Source organism: Roseobacter sp. HKCCD7870 (genome assembly GCF_037830315.1).
In the GTDB taxonomy this organism is placed as follows: domain Bacteria; phylum Pseudomonadota; class Alphaproteobacteria; order Rhodobacterales; family Rhodobacteraceae; genus M30B80.
This window is the reverse complement of record NZ_JBBLYO010000003.1, coordinates 227,897-254,037: the sequence shown is the minus strand read 5'-3', so window position 1 is coordinate 254,037 and position 26,141 is coordinate 227,897. Positions and strand designations below refer to the sequence as shown.

The following is a 26,141-nucleotide window of genomic DNA, read 5'->3' as shown; positions in this document are numbered from 1 at the left end:
TTAAGCGATGATTTTGGAGACCACGCCTGCGCCGACTGTGCGGCCGCCTTCGCGGATGGCGAAGCGCAGACCATCTTCCATCGCGATGGGGGCGATCAGCTCGACTTCGAACTTCAGGTTGTCGCCGGGCATAACCATTTCCGTGCCAGAAGGCAGGGTCACAGTGCCGGTAACGTCCGTGGTGCGGAAGTAGAACTGAGGACGGTAGTTCGCGAAGAATGGGGTGTGACGACCACCTTCTTCTTTTGTGAGGATATAGGCCTCAGCTTCGAACTTCGTGTGGGGCTTCACAGAACCTGGCTTGCAGAGAACCTGACCACGCTCAACGCCCTCACGGTCAACACCACGCAGAAGCGCGCCGATATTGTCGCCCGCTTCACCACGGTCAAGCAGCTTGCGGAACATCTCAACGCCTGTGCAGGTCGTCTTGGAGGTGTCGCGGATACCAACGATCTCAATCTCGTCACCCACATTGATCACACCACGCTCAACACGGCCCGTCACAACTGTGCCGCGGCCAGAAATCGAGAACACGTCTTCAATTGGCATCAAGAATGGCTGGTCAACTGCGCGTGCAGGCGTTGGGATGTAGCTGTCAACAGCTTCCATCAACGCGCGGATCGAGTTCTCACCGATCTCTGCGTCACGGCCTTCCATCGCAGCCAAAGCAGACCCTTTAACAACAGGAATGTCATCGCCAGGGAAGTCGTAAGAAGACAGAAGCTCGCGGATTTCCATCTCAACAAGTTCCAACAACTCTTCGTCATCAACCTGATCGACTTTGTTCATGTAAACAACCATCGCAGGGATACCAACCTGACGACCAAGCAAAATGTGCTCGCGCGTCTGTGGCATAGGGCCGTCCGCCGCGTTCACAACCAAGATCGCGCCGTCCATCTGCGCCGCACCGGTGATCATGTTCTTCACATAGTCAGCGTGACCAGGGCAGTCCACATGCGCGTAGTGACGCGCATCTGTCTCATACTCAACATGCGCAGTCGAAATCGTGATCCCACGCGCCTTCTCTTCAGGTGCGCCGTCAATCTGATCATACGCCTTGAAATCACCAAAATACTTCGTGATCGCCGCTGTCAGTGTCGTCTTGCCGTGGTCAACGTGACCAATCGTGCCAATGTTCACGTGCGGCTTATTACGTTCAAACTTTTCCTTTGCCATGATGGCCTCCTTGTCTTGTTCAGAGCGGCGGGAAACTGCCCGCCCTACGGTTGGTGGGTAGGGCGGGGTTCACCCCGCCACCCTGGTTTAGGCGTATTTCGATTGAATCTCGTCCGAGATGTTCTGCGGAACAGGATTGTAGTGATCGAACAGCATGGTGAACTGCGCGCGGCCCGAAGACATCGAACGCAGAGTGTTGATGTAGCCAAACATATTCGCCAACGGAACGAAGGCATTGATCGCAACAGCGTTACCGCGTGGCTCTTGGCCAGAAACCTGACCACGGCGCGATGTCAAATCGCCAATGATCGACCCTGTGTATTCTTCAGGGGTGACCACCTCGACCTTCATCATCGGCTCAAGCAGTTTCGCGCCTGCTTTTTTCAGACCTTCGCGCATACACATACGAGATGCGATTTCGAAGGCGAGAACGGAGGAGTCCACATCGTGGAATTTACCGTCCAAAAGCGCGACTTTGAAGTCGATCACAGGGAAGCCTGCGAGCGGGCCAGAGTCCATAACAGACTGGATGCCCTTTTCAACACCGGGGATGTATTCCTTAGGAACAGCACCACCAACGATGCGCGACTCAAAGCTATAGCCTTCGCCAGGTTCAGTTGGCGTGATTTCCAACTTAACTTCGGCGTATTGACCCGAACCACCCGACTGCTTCTTGTGGGTGTAGGTATGCTCAACCGCGTGACCAATGGTTTCGCGATAGGCCACCTGAGGCGCACCAATATTCGCTTCCACTTTGAATTCACGCTTCAGACGATCCACCAGAATGTCGAGGTGCAATTCGCCCATGCCCTTCATGATGGTCTGGCCTGATTCAAGGTCAGTTTCCACACGGAAGGAAGGGTCTTCTGCCGCCAAACGCTGAAGACCTTGAGACATTTTCTCTTGGTCGTTCTTTGTCTTTGGCTCAATCGCGATCTCGATCACAGGATCGGGGAAGGTCATGGTTTCGAGAACCACAGGATCTGCCGCATCACAAAGCGTGTCACCTGTTGTGGTTTCTTTCAGACCTGCCAAGGCGATGATGTCGCCTGCAAAGGCCTCATCAATCTCTTCGCGGTTGTTGGAGTGCATCATCATCATACGACCAACACGCTCTTTTTTGCCTTTGGTCGCATTGAGGATAGAACCGCCCTTTTCCAATTTGCCCGAGTAGATACGGGTAAAGGTCAAGGAGCCAACAAACGGGTCGTTCATGATTTTGAACGCCAGACCTGCAAAGGCCATGTTGTCATCTGCGCGGCGTGCAATGTTACGAGTTTCCGTCTCATCGCCTGGCTTAAAGCCCATGTAGTCGACCACATCGAGAGGGCCGGGCAAGAAGTCAATCACAGCGTTGAGCAAAGGCTGAACGCCTTTGTTCTTGAACGCAGAGCCGCCCAATACAGGCACAAAGCTCAAGGACAAGGTGCCTTTACGGATCAGCTTGCGCAGGGTCGCGATGTCTGGCTCGTTGCCTTCGAGATAGGCTTCCATCGCCGCATCGTCCTGCTCAACCGCATTCTCGATCAGGATCGAGCGCCACTCGTCAGCCGTATCCTGCAAGTCAGCGCGGATTGGCTGGCGCTTCCAAGATGCACCAAGGTCTTCGCCTTCCCAAACCCATTCTTCCATCGTGATCAGGTCGACAATGCCTTCCAGCTTGTCTTCGGCACCGATGGGGAAGTTCACAGGAACAGGTGTTGCACCTGTGCGGTCTTTGATCATCTTCACGCAGTTGAAGAAGTCAGCGCCGATCTTGTCCATCTTGTTGACGAACACGATACGGGGAACCTTGTAGCGATCCGCCTGACGCCAAACGGTTTCCGTCTGAGGCTCAACGCCTGCGTTACCATCAAGCAAGCAAACCGCGCCATCGAGAACAGCCAAAGAACGCTCGACTTCGATGGTGAAGTCAACGTGTCCGGGTGTGTCGATGATGTTATAGCGGAACTTCGTGTCCGAAGTGCCTTCCGCGGATGGGTCTTCTTGCCACTGCCAGAACGTGGTGGTCGCAGCGGAGGTAATGGTGATCCCACGCTCCTGCTCCTGCTCCATCCAGTCCATGGTGGCCGCGCCATCATGCACTTCGCCGATCTTGTGCGAGCGGCCTGTGTAATACAGGATACGTTCTGTGGTTGTGGTTTTGCCCGCGTCAATATGGGCCATAATCCCAAAGTTGCGGTAGCGCTCCAGCGGATATTCGCGTGCCATCTGGTGGTCCTCAGGCTAGAATTAAAATTACCAACGATAATGGCTGAACGCTTTGTTCGCATCCGCCATCTTGTGGGTGTCTTCACGTTTCTTGACGGCTGCGCCGCGTGCGTTGACCGCATCCACCAATTCGCCCGCAAGGCGCTCTTCCATGGTGTTTTCGTTACGAGCACGGGCCGCGTTGATCAGCCAGCGGATCGCAAGCGCTTCACGGCGCTCAGGGCGCACTTCAACGGGAACCTGATAGGTCGCACCGCCCACACGGCGGGAGCGCACTTCAACAGCAGGTTTGATGTTGTCGAGCGCTTCGTGGAACACTTCCACAGGCGCGCGCTTGAGACGCTGCTCAACGCGATCAAACGCGTTGTAAACGATCTTTTCTGCGACCGATTTTTTACCATCGATCATCAGATTATTCATGAACTTTGTCAGAACACGATCACCAAATTTGGCGTCGGGCAAAACTTCGCGTTTTTCAGCGCTGTGACGACGGGACATGTCTGTATCCTCTTACTTCGGACGCTTCGCGCCATATTTCGAACGACGCTGACGGCGATCTTTCACGCCCTGCGTATCAAGCACACCGCGCAGAATGTGATAACGCACACCTGGAAGGTCTTTCACACGGCCGCCACGGATCAGAACAACAGAGTGCTCTTGGAGGTTGTGCTTCTCGCCAGGAATGTAGCTGATGACCTCAAAACCATTCGTCAGGCGCACCTTGGCAACCTTACGCATAGCCGAGTTCGGCTTCTTTGGCGTCGTGGTGTAGACGCGTGTGCATACGCCGCGCTTCTGCGGGCAGGATTCCAAGTGCTGCGACTTGGAGCGTTTTACTTTGGGCTGCCGTGGTTTACGGATCAGCTGTTGAATCGTAGGCATTCGGTTCCCCGTCTTGCTCATGTCAAAGGGCATCTTGCGTCTGCAAAACACCAAAACCGCAAGCGCCCTTTCCCTACCTGGAGGCCGCCGCGGTGGAATTCTCAGAGGATCGAGGCATCAAATCGCCTGGATCATGACCACTCAGTTCTGTATCTCGGGCAAGCTCGCGCAAGGCGCAAAATGCCACTCATGGCGCGGCGTATAGGGGGAATCGTATAGGGTGTCAACAGCGGCAGGGTCTGCTCTAGTCCCGCTGCATTTGAGACGGGCCAGATATTGGGGCATCGGCCACTGCGGTTGCCGTCAGCGAGGCCGCCAACCGTTCAGCACGGCGCGCCACGCGATGTTCACGCAGTAGCGTGAAAATGCCCGAGGCCACGACAATCGCAGCCCCAATTAAGGTCAAAAGATCGGGCCAATCCCCAAACACGAAGAACCCCAAAATCAGCGCCCAAACAAGGGCTGTATAGCGAAACGGCGCGACCACGCCAATTTCACCCACGCGCATGGTCATGATAGAAAACAGATAGCCCCCAATGATGCAGATTGCAGCGCCAATGATATAGGTCGCCTCAATCATGTTGATCGGTTGCCAATCTTCACTGATGGACAAAACCCCACCCGATAGGCCAACTGCAATGGCCGTGATAAAGGCCACACCCATCGAGGGGGCCTCGGGTGACAAGCGGCGGGTCAGAAGATCACGAATGGTCACGAAACCTACAGTCATCAGCGCATAGATGGAGTAGATAGTGAACCCCTCGCCCCCGGGTTTTACGATCAGCATGACACCCGCAAAACCAACCGTAATGGCCAGCATCCGCCGCCACCCCACAGGTTCGCGGAACACGAGAAAGGCAACCAATGTCACACTTAGCGGCAGAGCCGCCAGAATTGCGGCAACATTGGCCAAGGGCATATGGATCAATGCAATCATAAACGTGATCATGGCGGCTATTTCGGCCAATATGCGGCCGATCACCTTGCCGCGATCCACAGGTGGAATGTGAAAGCGCAGCTGCCCCATCCACCGAAGCAAGGCCACCATCATAATGGCTGTCAGAAGCCCCCGCAAAAAGATCATCTGAAACAGTGGCACAGTCTGGGTGACCAGTTTCACCAATGTATCATTGAGCGTAAAGGCGGCCATGGCGCCAGACATCAGCAATGCGCCCTTGATATTGGGTGTCAAAAACCGCGCTCCTTGGTGATCTGAGCGAAAATCTAGGCTCAGTCATCGTCACTATTGGGGTCACTTTCGCGCAATCGTGCAAGCGCAGCAAGGGTCTTGATCGATTGCAGCGCAAAGCGGTCGCGCATCAGGGTTTGTGCTTTGGTGATCTCCATCAACTCGGCAGTGGGGGGATAGAACGATCACTGTCATTCACCCCATGCAGCGTGCGCACGAACATCACATCATTTGGATCGTACCATGTGCGCACATTGGCCGCAATCTTGCGATGGTTCCACCGATAAACATTGGCGAGACTGTCATTATGCGTGACCATCGCGCTGGCCAATCCCAAAGGGCCGATTTCCGAAAATTCCCAATAGGGTTTTTCTTGGGAATTCATGTTCCAATAAATGCCACGATGAAAGGCGATGGCGGCAGGGGTGTCTTCATCAGCCCACCCCAGTTTCAACAACTGATCTGCGACCGCGCGGGTCTTGGCGATATAGTCACAGGCCACGGCATCATCATCAATGCGAAACCCCGTGATGAATTTCGAATGCCGATCCCACCCACGCCGAAAGGCGCGGCGGGTGGAGTTTAGAGGCCCCGCTGCCTCAAGGGTGCAAACCTGCAGGAAGGGATAAGGGGCCATCAAATCCTTCAGACGCCGTCGCCACCGATAGGGCATCGTATCCGCGATCAAAGCGATCAATTTGAAATCCTGATCCGTTTGAGCGGCCAAGGACGGGAGGCAGATTTGTTCAAACAACACAAATCGCTGCTTCATGCGCGCAGGATCATAGAGCATGGCCTCTAGCGCCCATTGCTCCATCGTGGCCGAAGCAAAGCCACCTTCGCCCGCATAGGAAAAACGGCAGACGCCCACAATCTGATTGGATAAATCCTTGGCCATATGCCGCTTTCATTCCCAGTTTAGGATCCCAAGCTTACGGGATGGGCACGCATCGGGAAAGAGGCGGTATAAAAAAGGAAACGCCCCATTGCGATCTCGCAATGGGGCGTTTCAATAGCTTACTGCGCACAGCGCAAGACGCTCTTACTCTTCGCCTTCGCTTGCAGCGTCTGACGCGGCATCGGCCAGATCTGCTTCGCTTGGTGCAGCAAGGGCTGCAGCGGCTTCTGCCTCAGCGCGGGCCGCCTCAATTACCTTGTTGTCACGCTCGGCTGCGATGCGGCGAACGCGCTGTGTCGCGCCGCCTGTGCCCGCAGGGATCAAGCGACCCACGATGACGTTTTCCTTGAGGCCAACCAACTTGTCACGCTTACCCTGCACCGAAGCCTCGGTGAGAACGCGGGTTGTCTCCTGGAAGGACGCCGCAGAGATAAAGCTACGAGTCTGCAAGCTGGCCTTAGTGATACCAAGCAACACGGGCTCACCTGTCGCTGGACGACCACCACGGGCTTCGACTTTGGCGTTCTCCTCATCGAATTCCGCCTTGTCGACATGCTCACCCTTCAGCAGCGTTGTCTCGCCTGAGTCGAGGATTTCAATCTTCTGAAGCATCTGGCGCACGATCACTTCGATATGCTTATCGTTGATCTTCACACCTTGCAGACGATAGACGTCCTGCACCTCGTCAATGAGGTAATCTGCCAAAGCCTCGATCCCCATGATCCGCAAAATATCATGCGGCGCAGGGTTGCCGTCCATGATGTAATCGCCCTTCTGAACGAAATCACCTTCGACAACGGGGATGTGCTTGCCTTTTGGAACCATGTATTCCACGGGCTCCATTGACTCATCAACAGGCACAACACTGATGCGGCGCTTGTTTTTGAAGTCACGGCCAAAGCGCACATAACCATCAATCTCTGCGATGATGGCGTGGTCTTTTGGACGGCGGGCTTCGAACAATTCCGCAACGCGCGGCAGACCACCGGTAATGTCCTTGGTCTTTGCACCTTCGCGCGGGATACGGGCCACAACATCACCCGCCTCAACAGATTGGCCATCTTCCACCGAAAGAATGGCGTCCACCGACATCGGATAGGTCACAGGGTTGCCCTGATCATTGCGCACAGGTTCGCCATCGGCACCCACGATCAAGATTTCGGGCTTAAGTTCATTGCCCTTTGGCGCAGCGCGCCAATCCATCACGATCTTCTGGGTCATGCCAGTCGCATCATCGGTTTCATCGCGAACTGCGATGCCGCTGACGAGGTCGACATATTTCACTGTGCCCGATTTCTCAGCGATGATTGGAAGGGTGTATGGATCCCACTCAAACAAGCGGTCGCCACGAGACACTTTGGCGTCCTCGGCCACATGCACCTTGGTGCCGTATCCCAGTTTGAACGCGGCGCGCTCGACCCCGTTATCATCAATGATAGCAATCTGCATATTGCGGCCAACAACGATCACATCGCCTGCGGCGTTCTTCAGCGTGTTGGCGTTGCGATACTCGATTTTGCCTTCTTGACCAGCTTCTTGGAAACTCTGCTGGCCACCTTGTGCAACCCCACCAATGTGGAATGTGCGCATCGTCAGCTGCGTGCCAGGTTCACCAATGGACTGAGCCGCGATGATACCGACCGCTTCACCCACGTTTACACGGGTGCCGCGTGCAAGGTCACGACCATAGCAGACGGCGCAAACACCCTCTTCCGCCTCACAGGTCAAAGGCGAACGGATTTTGATCGAAGCCAGACCGGCGGTTTCCACCGCATCTGCCTTGCGCTCGTCAATCAGTTCACCCTTGGAGGCGATCACTTCGCCCGTTGCAGGTGCGATGACGTCTTCGCCAGCCGAACGGCCCAAAATCCGCTCTGCCAATGAAGAGACAACCTCGCCATCATTGATCGCTGCTTCAGCGGTGATTGTGGCATCAGTGCCGCAATCGACCATACGCACAATACAATCCTGCGCCACGTCCACCAAACGGCGGGTCAAGTAGCCCGAGTTCGCCGTTTTAAGCGCCGTGTCAGACAGACCCTTACGGGCGCCGTGGGTCGAGTTGAAGTATTCAAGAACGGTCAGACCTTCCTTAAAGTTCGAGATGATTGGCGTCTCGATGATCTCGCCCGATGGTTTGGCCATCAGACCGCGCATACCACCCAGCTGCTTCATCTGCGTCACAGAACCCCGCGCGCCCGAGTGGGCCATCATGTAAACGGAGTTTGGTTCGGACTCTGCGCCATTCTCATCGAATTTCTTCGCAGAGATGGTCGCCATCATCGCGTCAGTGACTTTGTCATTGGCCTTTGACCACGCATCAATCACCTTGTTGTATTTCTCACCTTGGGTGATGAGACCGTCCATATATTGCTGTTCGAATTCCTTCACTTGGTCGCGGGTTTCATCAACCAACGTCCATTTCGTGTCAGGAACAACCATGTCGTCCTTACCGAACGAGATACCAGCACGGAACGCTTCACGGAAACCAAGGCTCATGATCTGGTCACAGAAAATGACGCTCTCTTTTTGACCGCAATAGCGATAGACAGTGTCGATGACCTGCTGCACTTCTTTTTTGCGCAGCAAGCGGTTCACCAATTCAAACGGCGCTTTTGCGTTTAGCGGCAGAAGCGCGCCAATGCGCAAGCGGCCAGGCGTGGTTTCAAACCGCTGATAAACCTCGTTGCCCTCGTCATCAATTTGCTTGATGCGCGCGGTCACTTTGGCGTGCAGATGCACCTCACCTGCGGTCAGGGCGTGCTCGACCTCCTCGATCGAGGAGAAGGACATGCCTTCACCCTTCATGGCTTCGCGTTCCATGGTCACATAGTAAAGACCCAAAACCATGTCCTGAGACGGAACAATGATCGGTGCGCCGTTTGCAGGCGACAGAACGTTGTTCGTGGACATCATCAAAACGCGGGCTTCAAGCTGCGCTTCAAGGCTCAATGGAACGTGAACGGCCATCTGGTCGCCGTCAAAGTCTGCGTTAAACGCAGAACAGACCAAGGGGTGCAGCTGAATAGCCTTACCTTCAATCAAGACAGGCTCGAATGCCTGAATGCCCAAGCGGTGCAAGGTCGGCGCGCGGTTCAAAAGAACGGGATGCTCGCGGATCACTTCGTCCAAGATATCCCAAACTTCGGGGCGCTCTTTTTCAACCAATTTCTTGGCTTGCTTGACTGTCGAAGACAGGCCCTTGGCTTCAAGGCGCGAGTAGATAAACGGCTTGAACAGTTCCAACGCCATTTTCTTTGGCAGGCCACACTGGTGCAGTTTCAACTCTGGGCCCGTCACAATAACCGAACGACCCGAGAAGTCGACCCGCTTACCCAATAGGTTTTGACGGAAACGACCCTGCTTGCCCTTGAGCATATCAGACAGCGATTTCAGCGGGCGCTTATTGGCACCTGTAATCACGCGACCACGGCGGCCATTATCAAACAATGCATCCACAGATTCCTGCAACATCCGCTTTTCGTTACGGATGATGATGTCAGGTGCCCGCAATTCGATCAGACGCTTCAGACGGTTGTTGCGGTTGATCACGCGGCGATAAAGATCGTTCAAATCCGATGTCGCGAAACGACCACCATCAAGCGGCACAAGCGGACGCAATTCTGGTGGGATTACAGGGATCACTGTCAGCACCATCCATTCTGGGCGGTTGCCAGACTCGATGAAATTTTCAACGATCTTGAGGCGCTTGATGATCTTCTTCGGCTTCAACTCACCGGTGGCTTCCTTAAGGTCTTCGCGCAACTGTGCTGCTTCGGCCTCAAGGTCGATATTGGCAAGCATTTCGCGGATCGCTTCCGCGCCGATATTCGCTTGGAACGCATCCGACCCATAGGCGTCCTGCGCATCCAGGAATTCTTCTTCGGACAAGAGCTGACCATAGCTCAGATCGGTCAGACCTGGTTCAATCACCACATAGTTTTCGAAATACAGGATCCGCTCCAGATCACGCAGCGTCATATCCAGCATCAGACCAATGCGGGATGGCAGCGATTTCAGGAACCAAATATGCGCAACAGGTGCAGCCAATTCGATATGGCCCATGCGTTCGCGGCGCACCTTCTGCAAGGTCACCTCAACGCCGCATTTTTCGCAGACAACGCCACGATACTTCATGCGCTTATATTTGCCGCACAGACATTCGTAATCTTTTACAGGCCCAAAGATACGCGCGCAGAACAGGCCGTCACGCTCGGGCTTAAATGTGCGGTAGTTGATCGTCTCAGGCTTTTTGATCTCGCCATACGACCAGCTGAGAATACGCTCAGGGCTGGCAAGCGAGACTTTGATCTCGTCAAACGCTTTCGGCGCGACAAGCGGGTTGAACGGGTTGTTCGTGAGTTCCTGGTTCATTTTCAAATCCTTGAATTCGGGCAGAGAGATGGGGGATCAGGCAGCGGCGGGGACGGGCCCCGCCAACCGCTTACTCTTCATCCTCCGCATCCAGGAGTTCCATGTTGAGGCCGAGGCCACGCACTTCCTTGACGAGAACGTTGAACGATTCAGGCACGCCTGCTTCGAAATTGTCCTCGCCTTTGACGATCGATTCATAGACCTTGGTGCGGCCTGCAACGTCATCCGACTTAACAGTGAGCATTTCCTGCAAGGTGTATGCAGCGCCATAAGCCTCCAAGGCCCAGACCTCCATCTCACCAAAGCGCTGCCCACCGAATTGCGCCTTACCGCCGAGCGGTTGTTGGGTGACAAGGCTGTATGGCCCTGTCGAGCGCGCGTGGATTTTGTCATCCACGAGGTGATGCAGTTTCAGCAGGTATTTCACACCCACGGTGACGGGACGGGCGAATTGCTCACCCGAGCGGCCATCGTAAAGAACGGATTGGCCCGATGTGTCAAAGCCCGCGCGGGTCAGCGCATCGTTTACATCGGCCTCTTTTGCACCGTCAAATACAGGCGTTGCAATCGGAACACCGCGGGTCACGGTTGAAGCGGACTCAACCAATGCTGTGTCATCCAGATCGGCAAAGGCCTCGCCATACACCTCATCACCATAAGCGATTTTGAGGGCATCGCGCACAGGCGTCATGTCACCAGAGCGGCGATATTCGTCCAAGGCTTCGTCAATTTTCAGACCCAGACTGCGTGCGGCCCAACCCATATGGGTTTCCAAAATCTGACCCACGTTCATACGCGAAGGCACACCGAGAGGGTTCAGAACGAAATCGACAGGGGTGCCATCTGCAAGGAAAGGCATATCCTCCATCGGAACCACTTTCGAGATCACACCCTTGTTGCCGTGACGGCCCGCCATCTTATCACCTGGCTGAAGCTTGCGCTTCACGGCGATAAAGACTTTGACCATTTTCATCACGCCTGGAGGCAGGTCATCGCCGCGGCGAACTTTCTCGACCTTATCCTCAAAACGGTGATCCAAGGTGCGCTTCTGTGCGTCAAACTGTTGGTTCAGCGCCTCTACTTCAGCGGCGTCTTTCTCATCACCAAGGGCAAGCTGCCACCACTGGCCGTGGCTGAGCGTTTCAAGCAATTCTTCCGTGATCTCAGACCCTGCTTTGACGCCTTTTGGCCCTTTTACCGCAGTTTTGCCTAGCAGCACGGACTTGAGACGCGCATAGATATTGCGCTCAAGAATTGCCAACTCGTCATCACGGTCGCGTGCCAGACGCTCGACAATCTCGCGCTCGATTTGCAGCGCGCGCTCGTCCTTGTCGACACCATGGCGGTTGAAAACGCGCACTTCCACGACTGTCCCGAAATCACCAGGTGGCAGGCGCAAAGATGTATCACGCACATCAGACGCTTTTTCGCCAAAGATCGCCCGCAGAAGTTTTTCTTCTGGGGTCATTGGGCTTTCACCCTTTGGTGTGATCTTACCAACAAGAATGTCACCCGGCCCAACTTCGGCGCCGATATAGACGATGCCCGCCTCATCGAGGTTGCGAAGGGCTTCTTCCCCTACGTTTGGAATGTCGCGGGTGATTTCCTCAGGCCCAAGCTTGGTGTCACGGGCAGCAACTTCGAATTCCTCGATATGGATCGAGGTGAAAACGTCATCACGCACGATGCGCTCGGAAATGAGGATCGAGTCTTCGTAATTGTAGCCATTCCATGGCATAAACGCCACGACCACGTTCTTACCCAAGGCCAATTCGCCCATATCGGTCGAGGGGCCATCGGCAATCACTTCACCTTTGCCAACACGATCGCCCACTTTCACCAAGGGGCGCTGGTTGATGCAGGTGTTCTGGTTTGAGCGCTGGAATTTACGAAGGCGGTAGATATCCACGCCCGCATCGCCCAGTTCCAGATCTTCGGTGGCGCGCACAACGATACGTTCTGCATCCACTTGGTCGATGATCCCGCCACGTTTGGCCATAATTGCCGCACCAGAATCGCGTGCAACAACACTTTCGATGCCTGTGCCTACGAAAGGCGCGTCAGCTTGCAACAGCGGAACCGCCTGACGTTGCATGTTAGAGCCCATCAAAGCGCGGTTCGCGTCATCGTTTTCCAAGAATGGAATGAGCGAGGCAGCAACCGAAACCAACTGCTTGGGCGATACGTCAATCAGGTCAACCTGATCGCGCGGTGCAAGCGTGTATTCGCCAGATTGACGGGTGTTCACCAGATCATTGATGAACTTGCCGCTTGCGTCCAAAGTCGCGTTGGCCTGCGCAACTGTGTGGCGCATTTCTTCGGTCGCGGACATGTAGACGACCTCATCGGTCACTTTGGTGTCCACAACGCGGCGATATGGGGTTTCGATGAAGCCGTATTTGTTCACCCGTGCGAAGGTCGCAAGCGAGTTGATCAGACCAATATTCGGCCCTTCGGGCGTTTCAATCGGGCACATACGGCCGTAATGGGTTGGGTGAACGTCACGAACCTCAAACCCTGCGCGCTCGCGCGTCAGACCGCCAGGCCCAAGAGCCGACAAGCGGCGCTTATGGGTGACTTCCGACAGTGGGTTGGTCTGGTCCATGAACTGAGACAACTGGCTTGAGCCAAAGAATTCGCGAACAGCCGCAGCGGCGGGTTTCGCGTTGATCAGATCCTGTGGCATCACAGTATCGATTTCGACCGAGGACATACGTTCCTTGATCGCGCGCTCCATACGAAGCAGGCCCACGCGATACTGGTTCTCCATCAATTCACCCACCGAACGCACGCGGCGGTTGCCCAAATGGTCAATATCGTCAATGTCGCCCTTGCCATCGCGCAGTTCAACCAAGGCCTTGATGCAGGCAACGATATCTTCGCGGCGCAGAATGCGGGTTGTGTCAGGCGCATCGAGATCGAGGCGCATGTTCATCTTCACGCGACCAACGGCAGACAGATCATAGCGCTCGCTGTCGAAGAACAGCGTGTCAAAGAGGGCGCTTGCCGCTTCAACGGTTGGTGGCTCGCCTGGGCGCATGACCCGATAGATATCCATCAACGCGCCTTCGCGGCTCATGTTCTTATCAACGGCCATAGTGTTGCGGATATAGGCGCCAACATTGATGTTATCGATGTCGAGAACTGGGATGTCGGTGATGCCCGCATCCATCAGATCCATCAGCGTGCCGCCCGTGACATTGCCATCCTTGTCGGTTTCCCATGTCAACTCGTCCCCAGCTTCGACATAAATCGCGCCAGTTTCTTCGTTGATGATATCCTTCGCAACAAAGCGGCCCACGATGTGATCGAAAGGCACCAACAGCTCGGAGACTTTACCCTCGTCAATCAGCTGCTTCACAGCGCGCGGGGTGATCTTCTTGCCTGCTTCAGCGATGACTTCGCCCGTGGCTGCATCAACAAGATCAAATGTAGGACGGGTGCCGCGCACGCGCTCGGGGAAGAACTTGGTTGCCCAACCTTTGTTCTTAATAGAGCGGAACATCACAGTGTCATAATAGGCATCCATGATGCCTTCTTGATCCAAACCAAGTGCATAAAGCAGCGTGGTCACTGGCAATTTGCGGCGGCGGTCAATGCGCGCAAATACGATATCCTTGGCGTCAAACTCGAAATCCAACCAAGAGCCGCGATAAGGGATGATGCGGCAAGCAAACAAAAGCTTGCCCGAAGAATGGGTTTTGCCTTTGTCATGGTCGAAGAACACACCGGGGGAACGGTGCATTTGGCTGACGATCACGCGCTCGGTGCCGTTCACGATGAACGTGCCATTTGGCGTCATCAAAGGCATATCGCCCATGAACACATCTTGCTCTTTGATGTCTTTGACGGATTTTGCGCCCGTATCCTCGTCAACATCAAATACGATCAAACGCAAGGTCACCTTGAGCGGCGCAGCATAAGTCAAATCGCGGCTTTGGCATTCCTCGACATCAAACTTCGGGGTTTCCAATTCGTATTTAACGAATTCCAAAACCGAAGTTTCGTTGAAATCTTTGATCGGGAAAACCGACTGGAAAACACCCTTGATGCCTTCACCATCCAAAGGCGCGTCTTGGTCGCCTGATTTCAGGAAAAGGTCATAGGAAGATTTCTGAACCTCGATGAGGTTCGGCATTTCCAATACTTCACGGATTTTGCCATAGAATTTGCGAATGCGCTTCTGGCCTGCGTAGGTCTGAGCCATGCTCTGATACACCTTTCGTTTCTTTCGCTCCACGCGCACCGTCGGGGCAACGGCACGGGGGGCTTTGAAACAAGCGGATGGAGGATCCATTCATGCCTGCCGTCCCACCGGCAAGCTCCCGATCCTGCACCACACCTAGAAGAAGGTCTTGGCCACCAAGGCCCTCATCTAGGTGAGGATGGCTGGACAGGAAAAACCCGCCCAGCCACATCGCAACATAGGGAATGCGCCACGCGCATTCCTCCCATGATTACTTGAGTTCGACTTCTGCGCCAGCTGCTTCGAGCTTGGCTTTGATGTCGTCTGCTTCTGCTTTTGCAACGCCTTCTTTGACGGCCTTGCCACCTGCTTCAACGAGGTTCTTCGCTTCAACGAGGCCAAGACCTGTGATGCCGCGAACTTCTTTGATGACAGCAATTTTATTGCCGCCAGCAGATTTCAGGATAACGTCAAATTCGGTTTTCTCTTCAGCAGCTGCGCCGGCGTCACCACCAGCAGCAGGGCCTGCCATCATGACAGCGCCGCCTGCAGCAGGCTCGATGCCATATTCGTCTTTGAGGTAGTTCTTCAGTTCTTGTGCTTCGAGAAGGGTCAAGCCCACGATCTCTTCGGCAAGTTTTTTGATATCAGCCATTTTTCGGTTTCCGTATCTAAAATTTGTGATCCAACGTCATGCGGCATAGCCAAACATAACGGGTCTCAAGGTTGCATTATGCGGCTTCGGCCTTCTCTTCGATGGTCGAAAGGATGCTCGCAATATTCGAAGCAGGTGCGCCAATTGCGCCGGCGATGTTGGAAGCAGGTGCCCCAATGCAGCCCACGATCGAAGCAATAAGCTCCTCACGGGATGGCATGGACGCAACGGCTTTAACGCCAGCTTGATCAAGCACAGTGCCACCCATAGCACCGCCAATGATAACGAATTTAGCATTCGCCTTGGCGTAGTCCTCGGCAACCTTGGCCGCAGCCACAGGATCCTCGGAATAGGACAACACAGTCATGCCCGTCATCAGGTCAGCAATGCCTTCGGCAGGCGTTCCTTGAAGGGCGATCTTGGCGAGCCTGTTCTTGGCGACGCGTACAGACCCACCAGCTTCGCGCATTTTCGCGCGCAGGTCTTGCATCTCAGCAACCGTGAGGCCCGCGTAGTGAGACACCACGACAACGCCAGAGCTTTCAAAGATTTGGCCGAGTTCCTCGACCACTCTCTCTTTCTGGGCTCTATCCACAGTTCTACTCCAATTAGGGGGTCACCCCCCGGCTCAAGTTTGGCAGGTTTCCCTACCTCTTCGGGTCCAAGTGAGGGGCCCGAGCCAGACCGCCCGAAGGCGCGGTGGCCTTGCGGAAATCCGAAACTCGTTTCCCATCTCAGGAAGGATTTACGGGCATGCGCCCACCCTCCGTCTCGGACAGGTGACCGCGCCCACGAGCGAATCGCAGACACGGGTCGAGACGGGGCCATACGACAGAACGCAAAGAAACCCAAGAGGGAACACCACTTTGTGACCAAAGTTGTCCCACCCGAGTTCTTGCGGCCAAACCCCGCGGCTTTCGGCCCCCTCGCACAGAGACGGCCAAAACTGCTTACGCGTTGGTCGCGCTTTCAACGCTAACCGACACGCCAGGCCCCATGGTGGAGCTGAGCGTGATACGCTTCAAATAAGTGCCTTTTGCGCCTGCTGGCTTGGACTTCGATACAGCGTCGACAAAGGCGCGGATGTTTTCCGCCAGTTTCTCTGCGTCAAAGCTGGCTTTGCCAACTGCACAATGAACGATGCCCGCCTTCTCGACCTTAAACTGAACCTGACCGCCTTTGGCCGCTTCTACGGCCTCTTTAACGTCCATGGTCACAGTGCCGATTTTTGGGTTTGGCATCAGGTTACGAGGCCCAAGAACCTTACCCAAACGGCCCACGATTGGCATCATGTCAGGGGTTGCGATGCAGCGATCAAACTCGATCTTGCCGCCCTGAACGATTTCCATCAGGTCTTCCGCGCCAACGATATCCGCGCCTGCAGCCTTGGCTTCATCTGCCTTGGGGCCGCGTGCGAAAACCGCAACGCGCACAGATTTGCCTGTGCCATTTGGCAAGGTCACTGTGCCGCGCACCATTTGGTCAGCGTGACGAGGGTCAACGCCCAAGTTCATTGAAATATCAACCGATTCATCGAATTTTGCCGAAGCATTGGCTTTGATCAGCTCAACGGCTTCTTCGATTGTGATGTCTTCTTTTCCTGCGAAGGCGGCACGGGCTGCCGTTACGCGCTTACCAATCTTGCCCATAACTTACCCTTTCACCTCGATACCCATCGACCTTGCAGAGCCGAGGATGATTTTCATTGCCGCTTCAACATCGTTCGCGCTGAGGTCTTTCATCTTAGCTTCAGCGATTTCACGAACCTGAGCAACAGTCACAGTTGCAATAGTCTCACGACCAGGATTTTCGGCACCGCGTGGGCGGTTGCGCTTGCCAACAGATTTCAAACCTGCGGCCTTTTTCAGGTAATAAGACGCAGGCGGCGTCTTGATTTCCATCGCAAAAGATTTGTCTTGGTAATAGGTGATCAACGTGGGGCAAGGGGCGCCCTGCTCCATATCTGCGGTCTTGGCGTTGAACGCCTTGCAGAATTCCATGATGTTAATCCCGCGCTGACCCAATGCAGGGCCAACAGGTGGGGATGGGTTAGCTTGACCTGCAGGGATCTGCAGCTTCATCGTTCCAGCAAGTTTCTTGGCCATCTGGCCTCTCCTTTTTTTCATCGGCACAGCTTGGCTGCACCCTATCAGGATCGGGACGCGTCCCTTTCCCAGTCGCTAGCGTGGTTCGGCACATCATGCGCGCATGATCCTGCCTCCCACGAATGAGCGGCGCCTGCGCGCCGCACCCACATCAGGCGGTTTTCGACACCTGCGTGAATTCCAATTCCACGGGCGTTGCGCGCCCGAAAATCGAGACCGTCACCTTGAGGCGCTGGTTCTCATCATCAACTTCTTCGACCATGCCATCGAAATCTTCAAACGGCCCGTCATTAACCTTAACCTTTTCACCAACATCAAAGGTGATGGTCAAGCGGGGGCTGGCCTCGCCCTCTTCAACACGGTTTAGGATCGCGTTCACTTCATCATCGCGCATCGGCATGGGGCGGCCCTGCGGCCCAAGGAACCCTGTGACGCGCGGGATCGAAGACACAGCATGATAGGCGCGGTCGGTCAATTCCATGCGCACCAGAACATAGCCAGGCATAAAGCGGCGCGGGACGGTGACTTTCTTGCCACGGCGAATCTCGATCACTTCCTCTTCAGGAACGAGAACTTCTTCGATCTCATCCTCGAGGCCCTTTTCGGCCACGGCGTTTCTGATCTGCTCGGCGATGCGCTTCTCAAAATTTGACAGCACGCTCACCGAATACCACCGTTTCGCCATCCGCTTCTTCCATCCTCGACATAAGGCGCGATCGCGCGCCAGTTATTTTAGTGTCCAACCGCTTGGCATCATGCCGCGCATGCCGTCCCGAAACAAAAAATCAGCGTGTATCTCGAATCGATACACGCCGCCGGCAAATATTCTCCATCCCACTACCCCCCGAAATTAGGAAAATCAAGGGTTCAAGGGTCTTAGCCTACCGCCGTCAGCAGCAATTCCAAACCTTGGCGGATCAGCCAATCGACCATGAAAAAGAACAACGCCGCCAAAACCGCCATCGCGAATACCATCGCGGTGGTGGTCACAAGCTCGCGGCGGGTCGGCCAAACGATCTTGGCAATCTCGGCGCGGGTTTGTTGAACAAATTGGATCGGGTTGGCCATGGTCTTTTACCTTTTTCGATTGTCGGCTGATATAGGCAAACGCGCCCAATGATGCAAGCCGCGAAGCACGCTATGTGCAGTCCAAGGTTGATAATCAAGGAAAGTGGCAGGGGCAGCAGGATTCGAACCCGCGGCCTACGGATTTGGAATCCGTTGCTCTACCAACTGAGCTATACCCCTAAGGCCGTGTATGCTGATAGCGAGGCTTGGCCCCCAATGCAAGAGGAAGGCTGCGCAGATTTCCATGGTTTATCTCCCGCTTGATGCTTGCACGGCGGGACAGTTTGCGCGAAGGAACCTAGCTATGACCAAGACCGCCACAACCCTACGCAAAAGGATCGCAAATTCCGCCTTTGCAAATCGCGCGGTTACAGCGGCTTTCGGGGCATGGGCGCGGTTGGTGCGCATAACCTCGCGCCGCGAGGAAGAGGGTTGGACACAGATTGAGACGGCATTGGCCACCCACGGCGCTGTGATCATCGTTTGTTGGCATCAACGGCTGATGATGACGCCCTTTATGTTTGATCTTTCTAAATATCGCTGTCGCAGCCTGACGTCTGATGCACGGGCGGGGCGGTTGGTGGGCCATATCCACCGCCATTTCGGCTATGAAAGCGTGCCAATGCCGCGCGGTATCCTTGGGGCCGCCGAAATGCGCCTGATCCTAAAAGGGTTGCGCGAGGGCATCTCGATTGGCGTTTCGCCAGATGGGCCACGCGGGCCTGCGCGGGTCGCAAAATCAACCCCGATCCAATGGGCGCGCTCCGCCCAAGTGCCTGTGGTCAGTTTTACGTTTTCAGCCAAACATTATCTCACATGGCCAACATGGGATCGGCTGATCTTCCCGCTGCCTTTTACCAAACTGCATCTGCGTTGGCGGGTTTGGGAGGAGACTGTGCCCCCGAAGCTCTCGGAGGCCGAGACCGCCGCACTGGCCGAAAGACTGCAATCCTTCATGGATGCAGAGGCGCTCGCAGCAGATCACAAAGTAGGTCACAATACCGCACAGCTTTAATGAAGAAAGCCGCCCCCGAAGGCGCGGCTTTCTTTGAGTTTAGAAAATCACTAGCGATTAAGCGATGATTTTGGAGACCACGCCTGCGCCGACTGTGCGGCCGCCTTCGCGGATGGCGAAGCGCAGACCATCTTCCATCGCGATGGGGGCGATCAGCTCGACTTCGAACTTCAGGTTGTCGCCGGGCATAACCATTTCCGTGCCAGAAGGCAGGGTCACAGTGCCGGTAACGTCCGTGGTGCGGAAGTAGAACTGAGGACGGTAGTTCGCGAAGAATGGGGTGTGACGACCACCTTCTTCTTTTGTGAGGATATAGGCCTCAGCTTCGAACTTCGTGTGGGGCTTCACAGAACCTGGCTTGCAGAGAACCTGACCACGCTCAACGCCCTCACGGTCAACACCACGCAGAAGCGCGCCGATATTGTCGCCCGCTTCACCACGGTCAAGCAGCTTGCGGAACATCTCAACGCCTGTGCAGGTCGTCTTGGAGGTGTCGCGGATACCAACGATCTCAATCTCGTCACCCACATTGATCACACCACGCTCAACACGGCCCGTCACAACTGTGCCGCGGCCAGAAATCGAGAACACGTCTTCAATTGGCATCAAGAATGGCTGGTCAACTGCGCGTGCAGGCGTTGGGATGTAGCTGTCAACAGCTTCCATCAACGCGCGGATCGAGTTCTCACCGATCTCTGCGTCACGGCCTTCCATCGCAGCCAAAGCAGACCCTTTAACAACAGGAATGTCATCGCCAGGGAAGTCGTAAGAAGACAGAAGCTCGCGGATTTCCATCTCAACAAGTTCCAACAACTCTTCGTCATCAACCTGATCGACTTTGTTCATGTAAACAACCATCGCAGGGATACCAACCTGACGACCAAGCAAAATGTGCTCGCGCGTCTGTGGCATAGGGCCGTCCGCCGCGTTCACAACCAAGATCGCGCCGTCCATCTGCGCCGCACCGGTGATCATGTTCTTCACATAGTCAGCGTGACCAGGGCAGTCCACATGCGCGTAGTGACGCGCATCTGTCTCATACTCAACATGCGCAGTCGAAATCGTGATCCCACGCGCCTTCTCTTCAGGTGCGCCGTCAATCTGATCATACGCCTTGAAATCACCAAAATACTTCGTGATCGCCGCTGTCAGTGTCGTCTTGCCGTGGTCAACGTGACCAATCGTGCCAATGTTCACGTGCGGCTTATTACGTTCAAACTTTTCCTTTGCCATAGCCCTGGCGCCTCATTTTTTGGGGGGCAAAATCTGTGCCCGAGTTCAACACGCGCGCTCGTTACGAGGCTTGAGACAAAAAATCAAGACGACATTCAAATCATTCAGCCCATGGTTGCTAACTGGGTTAGGGCGCAGGACGTGGAACGGGCGTGACAGTTGGCGTGGCACTGGTTTCTGTCACGGCCATTTCGGGCACCTCAAGGGCAGTAAGATCCGCCTCAGCCAAAGGATCGGGGGGCACATCTAATCCCTCAAGCGCCGCATTTGCCGCATCGGGGTCAATGCCAAACCATTGCGGGTTTTCAAGCATCCATGCCTGCACGCGCTTGGCCGCGTTGCGGGCCAAAATCTGCATCTGTTCTTCGCGGTCACGGGTGAAGCCCGACCCAAATATCGTATCGGGTGACGCGCCCTCAAAAATGGTAATTTGGTTGGGTGCCTCATGCAATTTCACCCCTGCCGCATCGTCCCAAATATTGGCAGAAATCACCAAAACCGATTTTGGGCTGAGAAGGACGGGAATACCAGGAGGGGCCAGAGAATAGGCATCTACACTCAGCGCAATATGGTAGAGCTTATCCCCCTCATATGCGCCAAATCGGCGATCAATCTCTGAGGAGATCACCGCAATCCACTCTTCGGGTGTGGCATCGCGTGAGGGGGGGACTTGCTGCATATTATCAGCTACAACAATATTGAACCCCAAGGCAAAATCCCCCATCGGGATTTGCGCCTGACCCAAAGGATCGGGGGCTGCACAACCAATTAGCAGCAGGGACATCATTCCCGCCGCAACACTGCGCCTTGAGAATGTTAAAAATCGCATGACAGACCCCCAGTGTTGTCAAAGCGGTTATGTAAAGCGGTTATCCCTTGGGAAACCGCGCGGTGCCATGCGCCCTGCTGTGGCCCGTTTGCCAATCCAATCGGCAAGTTCTGTTTCCGTGCGGGTGCGTCCCGCAGGATCAGACCAACTTAGACCATCGGCCAAACGCAAGCCACGCGCATCGACCAAACCGCCATCTTTGTATTTTTGCAGCCGCACACCTTTACCGCGCCCAAGTTCGGGCAATTCGTCAAGAGGGAAGATCAGCACTTTGCGATTTTCACCGACAACGGCAATGTGATCATCCTCTGCCGCCAATCTATGGCAGACAACCGCGCGCACACCTTCGCGCAGGTTTAAGACTTGCCGCCCCGTGCGCGTCTGCGCCAAAACCTCATCTTCAGCAACGAGGAACCCGTCCCCCGCACTGGAGGCCAAAAGTAGCTTTTGCCCCTCACGATAGGGGAAGAACGCCAAAATCTCGGCCTCATTGGGCAAATCTACCATCAGGCGCAACGGCTCGCCCAAGCCGCGCCCGCCAGGCAGGTTTGAGGCTTGGATCGTGTAGAAACGTCCGTTGGAGGCAAAAGCCAGCAACTTATCGGTTGTTTCCGCATGGAACAGGAAACGGCCCGCATCGCCATCGCGGAACTTCATCTCTGTGCCAAGATCAACATGGCCTTTGACTGCCCGCACCCATCCCATGGCTGAACACACCACCGTAATCGGTTCGCGCTCAATCATCGCCTCAAGCGGCACATCTTCAATCTCGCCCGCTTCGGCAAAGGCGGTGCGGCGTGCGCCACCTTCGGCGCTTGCGCCAAATTTCTTGCGGAATTCAAGCAATTCATCGGCAATCCGCGCCCATTGCAGGCTTTCGGTTTCCAACAAATCCTCTAGGCCCGCACGCTCCTCCATCAGCGCGTCACGTTCGCGCTGCAATTCCATCTCCTCCAGTCGGCGCAGACTGCGCAGACGCATGTTGAGAATGGCATCGGTTTGCGTTTCGGTCAGTTCACCCTCGCCTTCGTGCGGGGTCTGATAATCCAATTCGGAGGTGGCGCGCACGAATGTGCGTGACCAATTTTCCCGCATCAGTGCAGCTTTGGGGTCTTGGTCATAGCGGATAATATCAATCACGCGGTCAAGGTTGAGGAAGGCAATCAGAAAGCCTTCAAGAACCTCTAAGCGGTGATCGATTTTTGCCACGCGATGCTCGGAACGGCGAATCAACACATCGCGGCGATGGTCGAGGAAGGCGCGCAGCACTTCCTTGAGGCTGCACACTTTTGGCACGCGCCCATCGATCAGCACATTCATATTCAGCGAAAACCGCGTCTCAAGGTCTGAATTGTGGAACAGCATCCCCATCAAAACTTCTGGGTCTACATTGCGCGAGCGCGGCTCAAGCACGATGCGAATATCTTCGGTCGATTCATCTCGAAGATCCGCCAAAATCGGCACTTTTTTCGTTTGGATCAGTTCGGCCAGCTTTTCGATCAGCTTAGATTTTTGAACCTGAAACGGGATTTCTGTAACCACGATCACCCATGATCCGCGGCCTTGATCCTCGACCTCCCATTTTGCACGCAAGCGAAACGCGCCACGGCCCGTGCGATATGTTTCCGCGATACTATCACGCGGCTCGACAATCACGCCTCCTGTGGGGAAATCGGGGCCTTGGATATAATTCAAAAGTGTTTCATCGCGGGCATCTGGGGTTTTGATCAAATGCAAACATGCGGCGATGAGCTCGTCCAAATTATGCGGAGGAATGTTTGTTGCCATGCCCACCGCAATCCCGCTCGCCCCGTTGGCCAAAAGATTGGGGAAGGCTGCGGGCAGAACCTCGGGTTCCGTCAAGGTGCCATCGTAATTGGGGCGGAAATCAACGGCGTTTTCGTCCAACCCTTCAAGCAGCGCCTCGGCCATCGCGGTCATGCGCGCCTCAGTATATCGGCTTGCCGCGGGGTTATCGCCATCAATATTTCCAAAATTTCCCTGACCATCGACCAATGGATAGCGCAGGTTAAAATCTTGGGCCAAACGCGCCATTGCGTCATAAATCGCGGCATCGCCATGTGGGTGGTAATTCCCCATCACATCGCCCGAGATTTTCGCAGATTTACGGAAGCCCCCGTTCGAGGCCAAACGCAACTCACGCATTGCAAACAGGATGCGGCGATGAACAGGTTTCAGGCCATCACGCGCATCAGGCAGGGCGCGATGCATGATGGTGGACAGCGCATATTGCAGATAGCGCGTGCCAATGGCACGGCTGAGCGGCTCAACTTCCCGCTTCTCGTGAAAACTGTCATTCTGCTCGCTCATTGCACAACCTGATAGGCAAATTGCCCCGACCAAACAAGCGCCCCGTGCGCCCATTGCGATAAATTATTCCGCGCCTGCGCGGTTTTTTGTCCCAGATCGCCAGAATAGCAGGTCACCGCTGTGATCCGTGATTGCGCATTTTGTGCGTCACACATAGGCAAAAGCTGCGACAGGGCAAAGGCAAAGACCATGACAAAATCTATTCTGATAACAGGCTGTTCGTCAGGCATCGGGGCGTGCTGCGCGCACGGGTTGCGGGCACGCGGTTGGCGGGTCATCGCAAGCGCCCGCAAAACGGCGGATGTTGCGGCGCTGCGCGCCGATGGGTTCGAGGCCGTGCAATTGGATTACGCCGACCCTGCATCCGTGGAGACGGCGCTTGCAAACTGCCTTGAGCTGACGGGCGGCACCCTTGACGCGCTTTTCTCAAACGGGGCCTTTGGCATCCCTGGTGCAGTCGAAGATTTGCCACGCGGCGCTCTGGCCGAGATTTTCGAAACCAATGTCTTTGGCGTTCATGATCTGACGCGCCGCGTGATCCCTGTGATGCGCGCACAGGGGCATGGCCGCATCGTGCAACATTCGTCTATCTTAGGGCTTGTGACCTTGAAATGGCGCGCGGCCTATGTGTCGACCAAATTCGCGCTTGAAGGGCTGACCGACACACTGCGCCTTGAGATGCGGGATACAAATATCAGCATCAGCACATTAAACACCGGGCCCGTCACCTCGAAAATCCGACAGAATTCTATCCCGCTTTTCGAAAAATGGATTGATTGGGAAAATTCTGCACGCGCGGATCAGTATCGCAACGGCTTGTTGAAACGCCTCTACGAAGAGCGCGGGCCTGACCCCTTTGAACTGCCTCCCGAGGCGGTTCTGAAGAAGCTTGTTCATGCGCTTGAGGCACCACGCCCCAAGCCGCGCTATCACATCACAACGCCAAGCTATTTCATGTCGACCGCGAAACGGGTGTTACCGACCCGCGCCCTTGATTGGCTGATCGCAAAAGGGTGAGATTGCCGCATCAGTCCACTGCCCTCTGGCAAAAATAATTCGCCTCTGTGAAAAACGCCCTAGCTGTGGCCTATCACAGACCGCCAAGACCGAAGGGAAACCCAAATGATCAACGACCCACTTTTTATTGTTGTCGCCTTGGCCTGTCTGGTCGTTGTGGCGATCTTGTTTCTTGGCATTAATTCCTTCCGCAAAGGCACCGCCGAAAGCGCGAAGCAATCCAATAAATTCATGCAAGCCCGTATCATCGCGCAATTTGTGGCGGTGATTTTGATCGTTCTTTTTGTCATTTTGCGCGGCTAGCCAGCCAATTAAGGGAGCAGACCCATGGTTGTTTTGAACAAAATTTACACAAAAACAGGTGATGACGGTGAAACCGCCTTGGGTGATGGCAGCCGCGTGGCGAAACATTCCATGCGCGTCACAGCATATGGAACCGTGGACGAGTTAAACGCGACCTTGGGCATCGCGCGGCTTGAAGCCAGTGACGAGATGAGTGCGCATCTTGCCCGCATTCAAAACGATCTTTTCGACCTAGGGGCTGATCTTTGCACCCCAAATATCGAGAAAGACGCCGAACGCCCCTATCCCGCCCTACGTATTGTTGAGGCGCAAGTGACGCGTTTGGAAAAAGAAATCGACAAGATGAACGCCGATTTGGAACCGCTGCGCAGTTTCATTTTGCCAGGTGGCACCGCCTTGTCGGCACATCTGCACATGTGTCGCACCGTCTGCCGCCGTGCCGAGCGGAATTGCGTGGAATTGGCAACGATGGAATCGGTCAACCCTATGGCGGTGAAATATCTAAATCGCCTCTCTGATTGGTTCTTCGTTGCGGGTCGCGTGGCCAATGAGGGTGGCAAAGCCGATATTTTGTGGACACCAGGCGCCAATCGCGAGGCTGAGTAGGTTACCGCAAACAACCCTTTAAAATTAGTTTTCTCGAGAGCAGCGCCGCGTTAGAGCGTCTCA

The 26,141-nt window shown here is 55.0% G+C and carries 22 protein-coding genes and 1 tRNA gene; 4 read left to right on the top strand and 19 right to left on the bottom strand.

The features are described 5' to 3' along the window. The 15 genes from tuf (AAC637_RS12655) to AAC637_RS12585 all read right to left on the bottom strand — a co-directional run bounded on the left by tuf (AAC637_RS12655) (position 1) and on the right by AAC637_RS12585 (position 18,924). The gene (tuf, locus tag AAC637_RS12655) at positions 1 to 1,176 is read right to left on the bottom strand and encodes an elongation factor Tu (RefSeq protein ID WP_340243653.1); all 1,176 of its coding nucleotides are present in this window, start codon (positions 1,174 to 1,176) and stop codon (positions 1 to 3) included. 87 nt (positions 1,177 to 1,263) lie between these two features. Then, complete coding sequence (gene fusA, locus AAC637_RS12650; RefSeq protein ID WP_340254012.1) at positions 1,264 to 3,387, bottom strand: elongation factor G; 2,124 nt, start codon at positions 3,385 to 3,387, stop codon at positions 1,264 to 1,266. A 27-nt stretch (positions 3,388 to 3,414) separates the two neighbouring features. Further along, on the bottom strand, positions 3,415 to 3,885 hold the full coding sequence (rpsG, locus tag AAC637_RS12645; RefSeq protein ID WP_317657479.1) for a 30S ribosomal protein S7: 471 nt from the start codon (positions 3,883 to 3,885) through the stop codon (positions 3,415 to 3,417). A 12-nt stretch (positions 3,886 to 3,897) separates the two neighbouring features. Further along, on the bottom strand, positions 3,898 to 4,269 hold the full coding sequence (gene rpsL / locus AAC637_RS12640; protein WP_150420941.1) for a 30S ribosomal protein S12: 372 nt from the start codon (positions 4,267 to 4,269) through the stop codon (positions 3,898 to 3,900). A gap of 244 nt (positions 4,270 to 4,513) precedes the next feature. After that, on the bottom strand, positions 4,514 to 5,461 hold the full coding sequence (locus tag AAC637_RS12635; protein WP_340303876.1) for a DMT family transporter: 948 nt from the start codon (positions 5,459 to 5,461) through the stop codon (positions 4,514 to 4,516). Between the two features lie 154 nt (positions 5,462 to 5,615). Continuing rightward, the gene (locus tag AAC637_RS12630) at positions 5,616 to 6,356 is read right to left on the bottom strand and encodes a glycosyltransferase (protein WP_340303875.1); all 741 of its coding nucleotides are present in this window, start codon (positions 6,354 to 6,356) and stop codon (positions 5,616 to 5,618) included. 144 nt (positions 6,357 to 6,500) lie between these two features. After that, positions 6,501 to 10,730: a DNA-directed RNA polymerase subunit beta' gene (rpoC, locus tag AAC637_RS12625; protein ID WP_340303874.1), complete on the bottom strand. Its 4,230-nt coding sequence runs from the start codon at positions 10,728 to 10,730 to the stop codon at positions 6,501 to 6,503. A gap of 70 nt (positions 10,731 to 10,800) precedes the next feature. After that, a complete protein-coding gene (gene rpoB / locus AAC637_RS12620; RefSeq protein WP_340303873.1) occupies positions 10,801 to 14,937 on the bottom strand; it encodes a DNA-directed RNA polymerase subunit beta in 4,137 nt (1,378 codons plus the stop codon). Between the two features lie 250 nt (positions 14,938 to 15,187). After that, entirely contained in the window at positions 15,188 to 15,571 is a 384-nt protein-coding gene (gene rplL / locus AAC637_RS12615) for a 50S ribosomal protein L7/L12 (RefSeq protein ID WP_317657484.1), read from the bottom strand. 76 nt (positions 15,572 to 15,647) lie between these two features. Beyond that, on the bottom strand, positions 15,648 to 16,166 hold the full coding sequence (gene rplJ, locus AAC637_RS12610) for a 50S ribosomal protein L10 (RefSeq protein WP_317657485.1): 519 nt from the start codon (positions 16,164 to 16,166) through the stop codon (positions 15,648 to 15,650). A gap of 355 nt (positions 16,167 to 16,521) precedes the next feature. After that, positions 16,522 to 17,220: a 50S ribosomal protein L1 gene (gene rplA, locus AAC637_RS12605; protein WP_340303872.1), complete on the bottom strand. Its 699-nt coding sequence runs from the start codon at positions 17,218 to 17,220 to the stop codon at positions 16,522 to 16,524. A gap of 3 nt (positions 17,221 to 17,223) precedes the next feature. Beyond that, entirely contained in the window at positions 17,224 to 17,676 is a 453-nt protein-coding gene (gene rplK, locus AAC637_RS12600; RefSeq protein ID WP_340303871.1) for a 50S ribosomal protein L11, read from the bottom strand. Positions 17,677 to 17,827: 151 nt separating this feature from the next. After that, positions 17,828 to 18,361 carry a transcription termination/antitermination protein NusG gene (nusG, locus tag AAC637_RS12595; protein ID WP_340303870.1) on the bottom strand — a complete coding sequence of 178 codons (534 nt, stop codon included), beginning with the start codon at positions 18,359 to 18,361 and terminating at the stop codon, positions 17,828 to 17,830. Positions 18,362 to 18,552: 191 nt separating this feature from the next. Continuing rightward, positions 18,553 to 18,744, bottom strand: coding sequence for a preprotein translocase subunit SecE (secE, locus tag AAC637_RS12590; protein ID WP_317657489.1), 192 nt, complete (start codon positions 18,742 to 18,744; stop codon positions 18,553 to 18,555). Between the two features lie 104 nt (positions 18,745 to 18,848). After that, a tRNA-Trp gene (locus AAC637_RS12585) sits at positions 18,849 to 18,924 on the bottom strand. Between the two features lie 124 nt (positions 18,925 to 19,048). On the opposite strand from AAC637_RS12585, the gene AAC637_RS12580 reads away from it, so the two are divergent. Beyond that, positions 19,049 to 19,759 carry a lysophospholipid acyltransferase family protein gene (locus AAC637_RS12580; protein WP_340303869.1) on the top strand — a complete coding sequence of 237 codons (711 nt, stop codon included), beginning with the start codon at positions 19,049 to 19,051 and terminating at the stop codon, positions 19,757 to 19,759. A gap of 57 nt (positions 19,760 to 19,816) precedes the next feature. Here AAC637_RS12580 and tuf (AAC637_RS12575) read toward each other — a convergent pair whose 3' ends face one another. From tuf (AAC637_RS12575) to AAC637_RS12560, 4 genes are all read right to left on the bottom strand, one after another. Then, entirely contained in the window at positions 19,817 to 20,992 is a 1,176-nt protein-coding gene (gene tuf / locus AAC637_RS12575; protein WP_340243653.1) for an elongation factor Tu, read from the bottom strand. A gap of 127 nt (positions 20,993 to 21,119) precedes the next feature. Beyond that, positions 21,120 to 21,821: a hypothetical protein gene (locus AAC637_RS12570; protein ID WP_340303868.1), complete on the bottom strand. Its 702-nt coding sequence runs from the start codon at positions 21,819 to 21,821 to the stop codon at positions 21,120 to 21,122. 27 nt (positions 21,822 to 21,848) lie between these two features. Beyond that, positions 21,849 to 24,152 (bottom strand): DNA topoisomerase IV subunit A, encoded by a 2,304-nt coding sequence (gene parC, locus AAC637_RS12565; RefSeq protein ID WP_340303867.1) that lies wholly within the window; start codon positions 24,150 to 24,152, stop codon positions 21,849 to 21,851. Continuing rightward, the gene (locus tag AAC637_RS12560) at positions 24,149 to 24,307 is read right to left on the bottom strand and encodes a hypothetical protein (RefSeq protein WP_340303866.1); all 159 of its coding nucleotides are present in this window, start codon (positions 24,305 to 24,307) and stop codon (positions 24,149 to 24,151) included. Before AAC637_RS12560 ends, parC begins: the two co-directional genes overlap by 4 nt. 34 nt (positions 24,308 to 24,341) lie before the next feature. Here AAC637_RS12560 and AAC637_RS12555 point away from each other — a divergent pair, with 34 nt between their 5' ends. The 3 genes from AAC637_RS12555 (at position 24,342) to AAC637_RS12545 (ending at position 26,078) form a co-directional block, all read left to right on the top strand. Further along, positions 24,342 to 25,169: an SDR family NAD(P)-dependent oxidoreductase gene (locus AAC637_RS12555; RefSeq protein WP_340303865.1), complete on the top strand. Its 828-nt coding sequence runs from the start codon at positions 24,342 to 24,344 to the stop codon at positions 25,167 to 25,169. A gap of 105 nt (positions 25,170 to 25,274) precedes the next feature. Further along, on the top strand, positions 25,275 to 25,472 hold the full coding sequence (locus AAC637_RS12550) for a twin transmembrane helix small protein (RefSeq protein ID WP_317657285.1): 198 nt from the start codon (positions 25,275 to 25,277) through the stop codon (positions 25,470 to 25,472). Positions 25,473 to 25,496: 24 nt separating this feature from the next. After that, positions 25,497 to 26,078: a cob(I)yrinic acid a,c-diamide adenosyltransferase gene (locus AAC637_RS12545; RefSeq protein WP_340243676.1), complete on the top strand. Its 582-nt coding sequence runs from the start codon at positions 25,497 to 25,499 to the stop codon at positions 26,076 to 26,078. Positions 26,079 to 26,141 lie beyond the last annotated feature (63 nt).

Excerpts from the sequence above, each read along its gene's own strand:
- tuf (WP_340243653.1), bottom strand. The coding sequence starts at position 1,176 with ATGGCAAAGGAAAAGTTTGAACGTAATAAGCCGCACGTGAACATTGGC.
- fusA (WP_340254012.1), bottom strand. The coding sequence starts at position 3,387 with ATGGCACGCGAATATCCGCTGGAGCGCTACCGCAACTTTGGGATTATG.
- rpsG (WP_317657479.1), bottom strand. The coding sequence starts at position 3,885 with ATGTCCCGTCGTCACAGCGCTGAAAAACGCGAAGTTTTGCCCGACGCC.
- rpsL (WP_150420941.1), bottom strand. The coding sequence starts at position 4,269 with ATGCCTACGATTCAACAGCTGATCCGTAAACCACGGCAGCCCAAAGTA.
- AAC637_RS12630 (WP_340303875.1), bottom strand. The coding sequence starts at position 6,356 with ATGGCCAAGGATTTATCCAATCAGATTGTGGGCGTCTGCCGTTTTTCC.
- rpoC (WP_340303874.1), bottom strand. The coding sequence starts at position 10,730 with ATGAACCAGGAACTCACGAACAACCCGTTCAACCCGCTTGTCGCGCCG.
- rpoB (WP_340303873.1), bottom strand. The coding sequence starts at position 14,937 with ATGGCTCAGACCTACGCAGGCCAGAAGCGCATTCGCAAATTCTATGGC.
- rplL (WP_317657484.1), bottom strand. The coding sequence starts at position 15,571 with ATGGCTGATATCAAAAAACTTGCCGAAGAGATCGTGGGCTTGACCCTT.
- rplA (WP_340303872.1), bottom strand. The coding sequence starts at position 17,220 with ATGGGCAAGATTGGTAAGCGCGTAACGGCAGCCCGTGCCGCCTTCGCA.
- rplK (WP_340303871.1), bottom strand. The coding sequence starts at position 17,676 with ATGGCCAAGAAACTTGCTGGAACGATGAAGCTGCAGATCCCTGCAGGT.
- nusG (WP_340303870.1), bottom strand. The coding sequence starts at position 18,361 with ATGGCGAAACGGTGGTATTCGGTGAGCGTGCTGTCAAATTTTGAGAAG.
- secE (WP_317657489.1), bottom strand. The coding sequence starts at position 18,744 with ATGGCCAACCCGATCCAATTTGTTCAACAAACCCGCGCCGAGATTGCC.
- AAC637_RS12580 (WP_340303869.1), top strand. The coding sequence starts at position 19,049 with ATGACCAAGACCGCCACAACCCTACGCAAAAGGATCGCAAATTCCGCC.
- tuf (WP_340243653.1), bottom strand. The coding sequence starts at position 20,992 with ATGGCAAAGGAAAAGTTTGAACGTAATAAGCCGCACGTGAACATTGGC.
- AAC637_RS12570 (WP_340303868.1), bottom strand. The coding sequence starts at position 21,821 with ATGCGATTTTTAACATTCTCAAGGCGCAGTGTTGCGGCGGGAATGATG.
- parC (WP_340303867.1), bottom strand. The coding sequence starts at position 24,152 with ATGAGCGAGCAGAATGACAGTTTTCACGAGAAGCGGGAAGTTGAGCCG.
- AAC637_RS12560 (WP_340303866.1), bottom strand. The coding sequence starts at position 24,307 with ATGTGTGACGCACAAAATGCGCAATCACGGATCACAGCGGTGACCTGC.
- AAC637_RS12555 (WP_340303865.1), top strand. The coding sequence starts at position 24,342 with ATGACAAAATCTATTCTGATAACAGGCTGTTCGTCAGGCATCGGGGCG.
- AAC637_RS12550 (WP_317657285.1), top strand. The coding sequence starts at position 25,275 with ATGATCAACGACCCACTTTTTATTGTTGTCGCCTTGGCCTGTCTGGTC.
- AAC637_RS12545 (WP_340243676.1), top strand. The coding sequence starts at position 25,497 with ATGGTTGTTTTGAACAAAATTTACACAAAAACAGGTGATGACGGTGAA.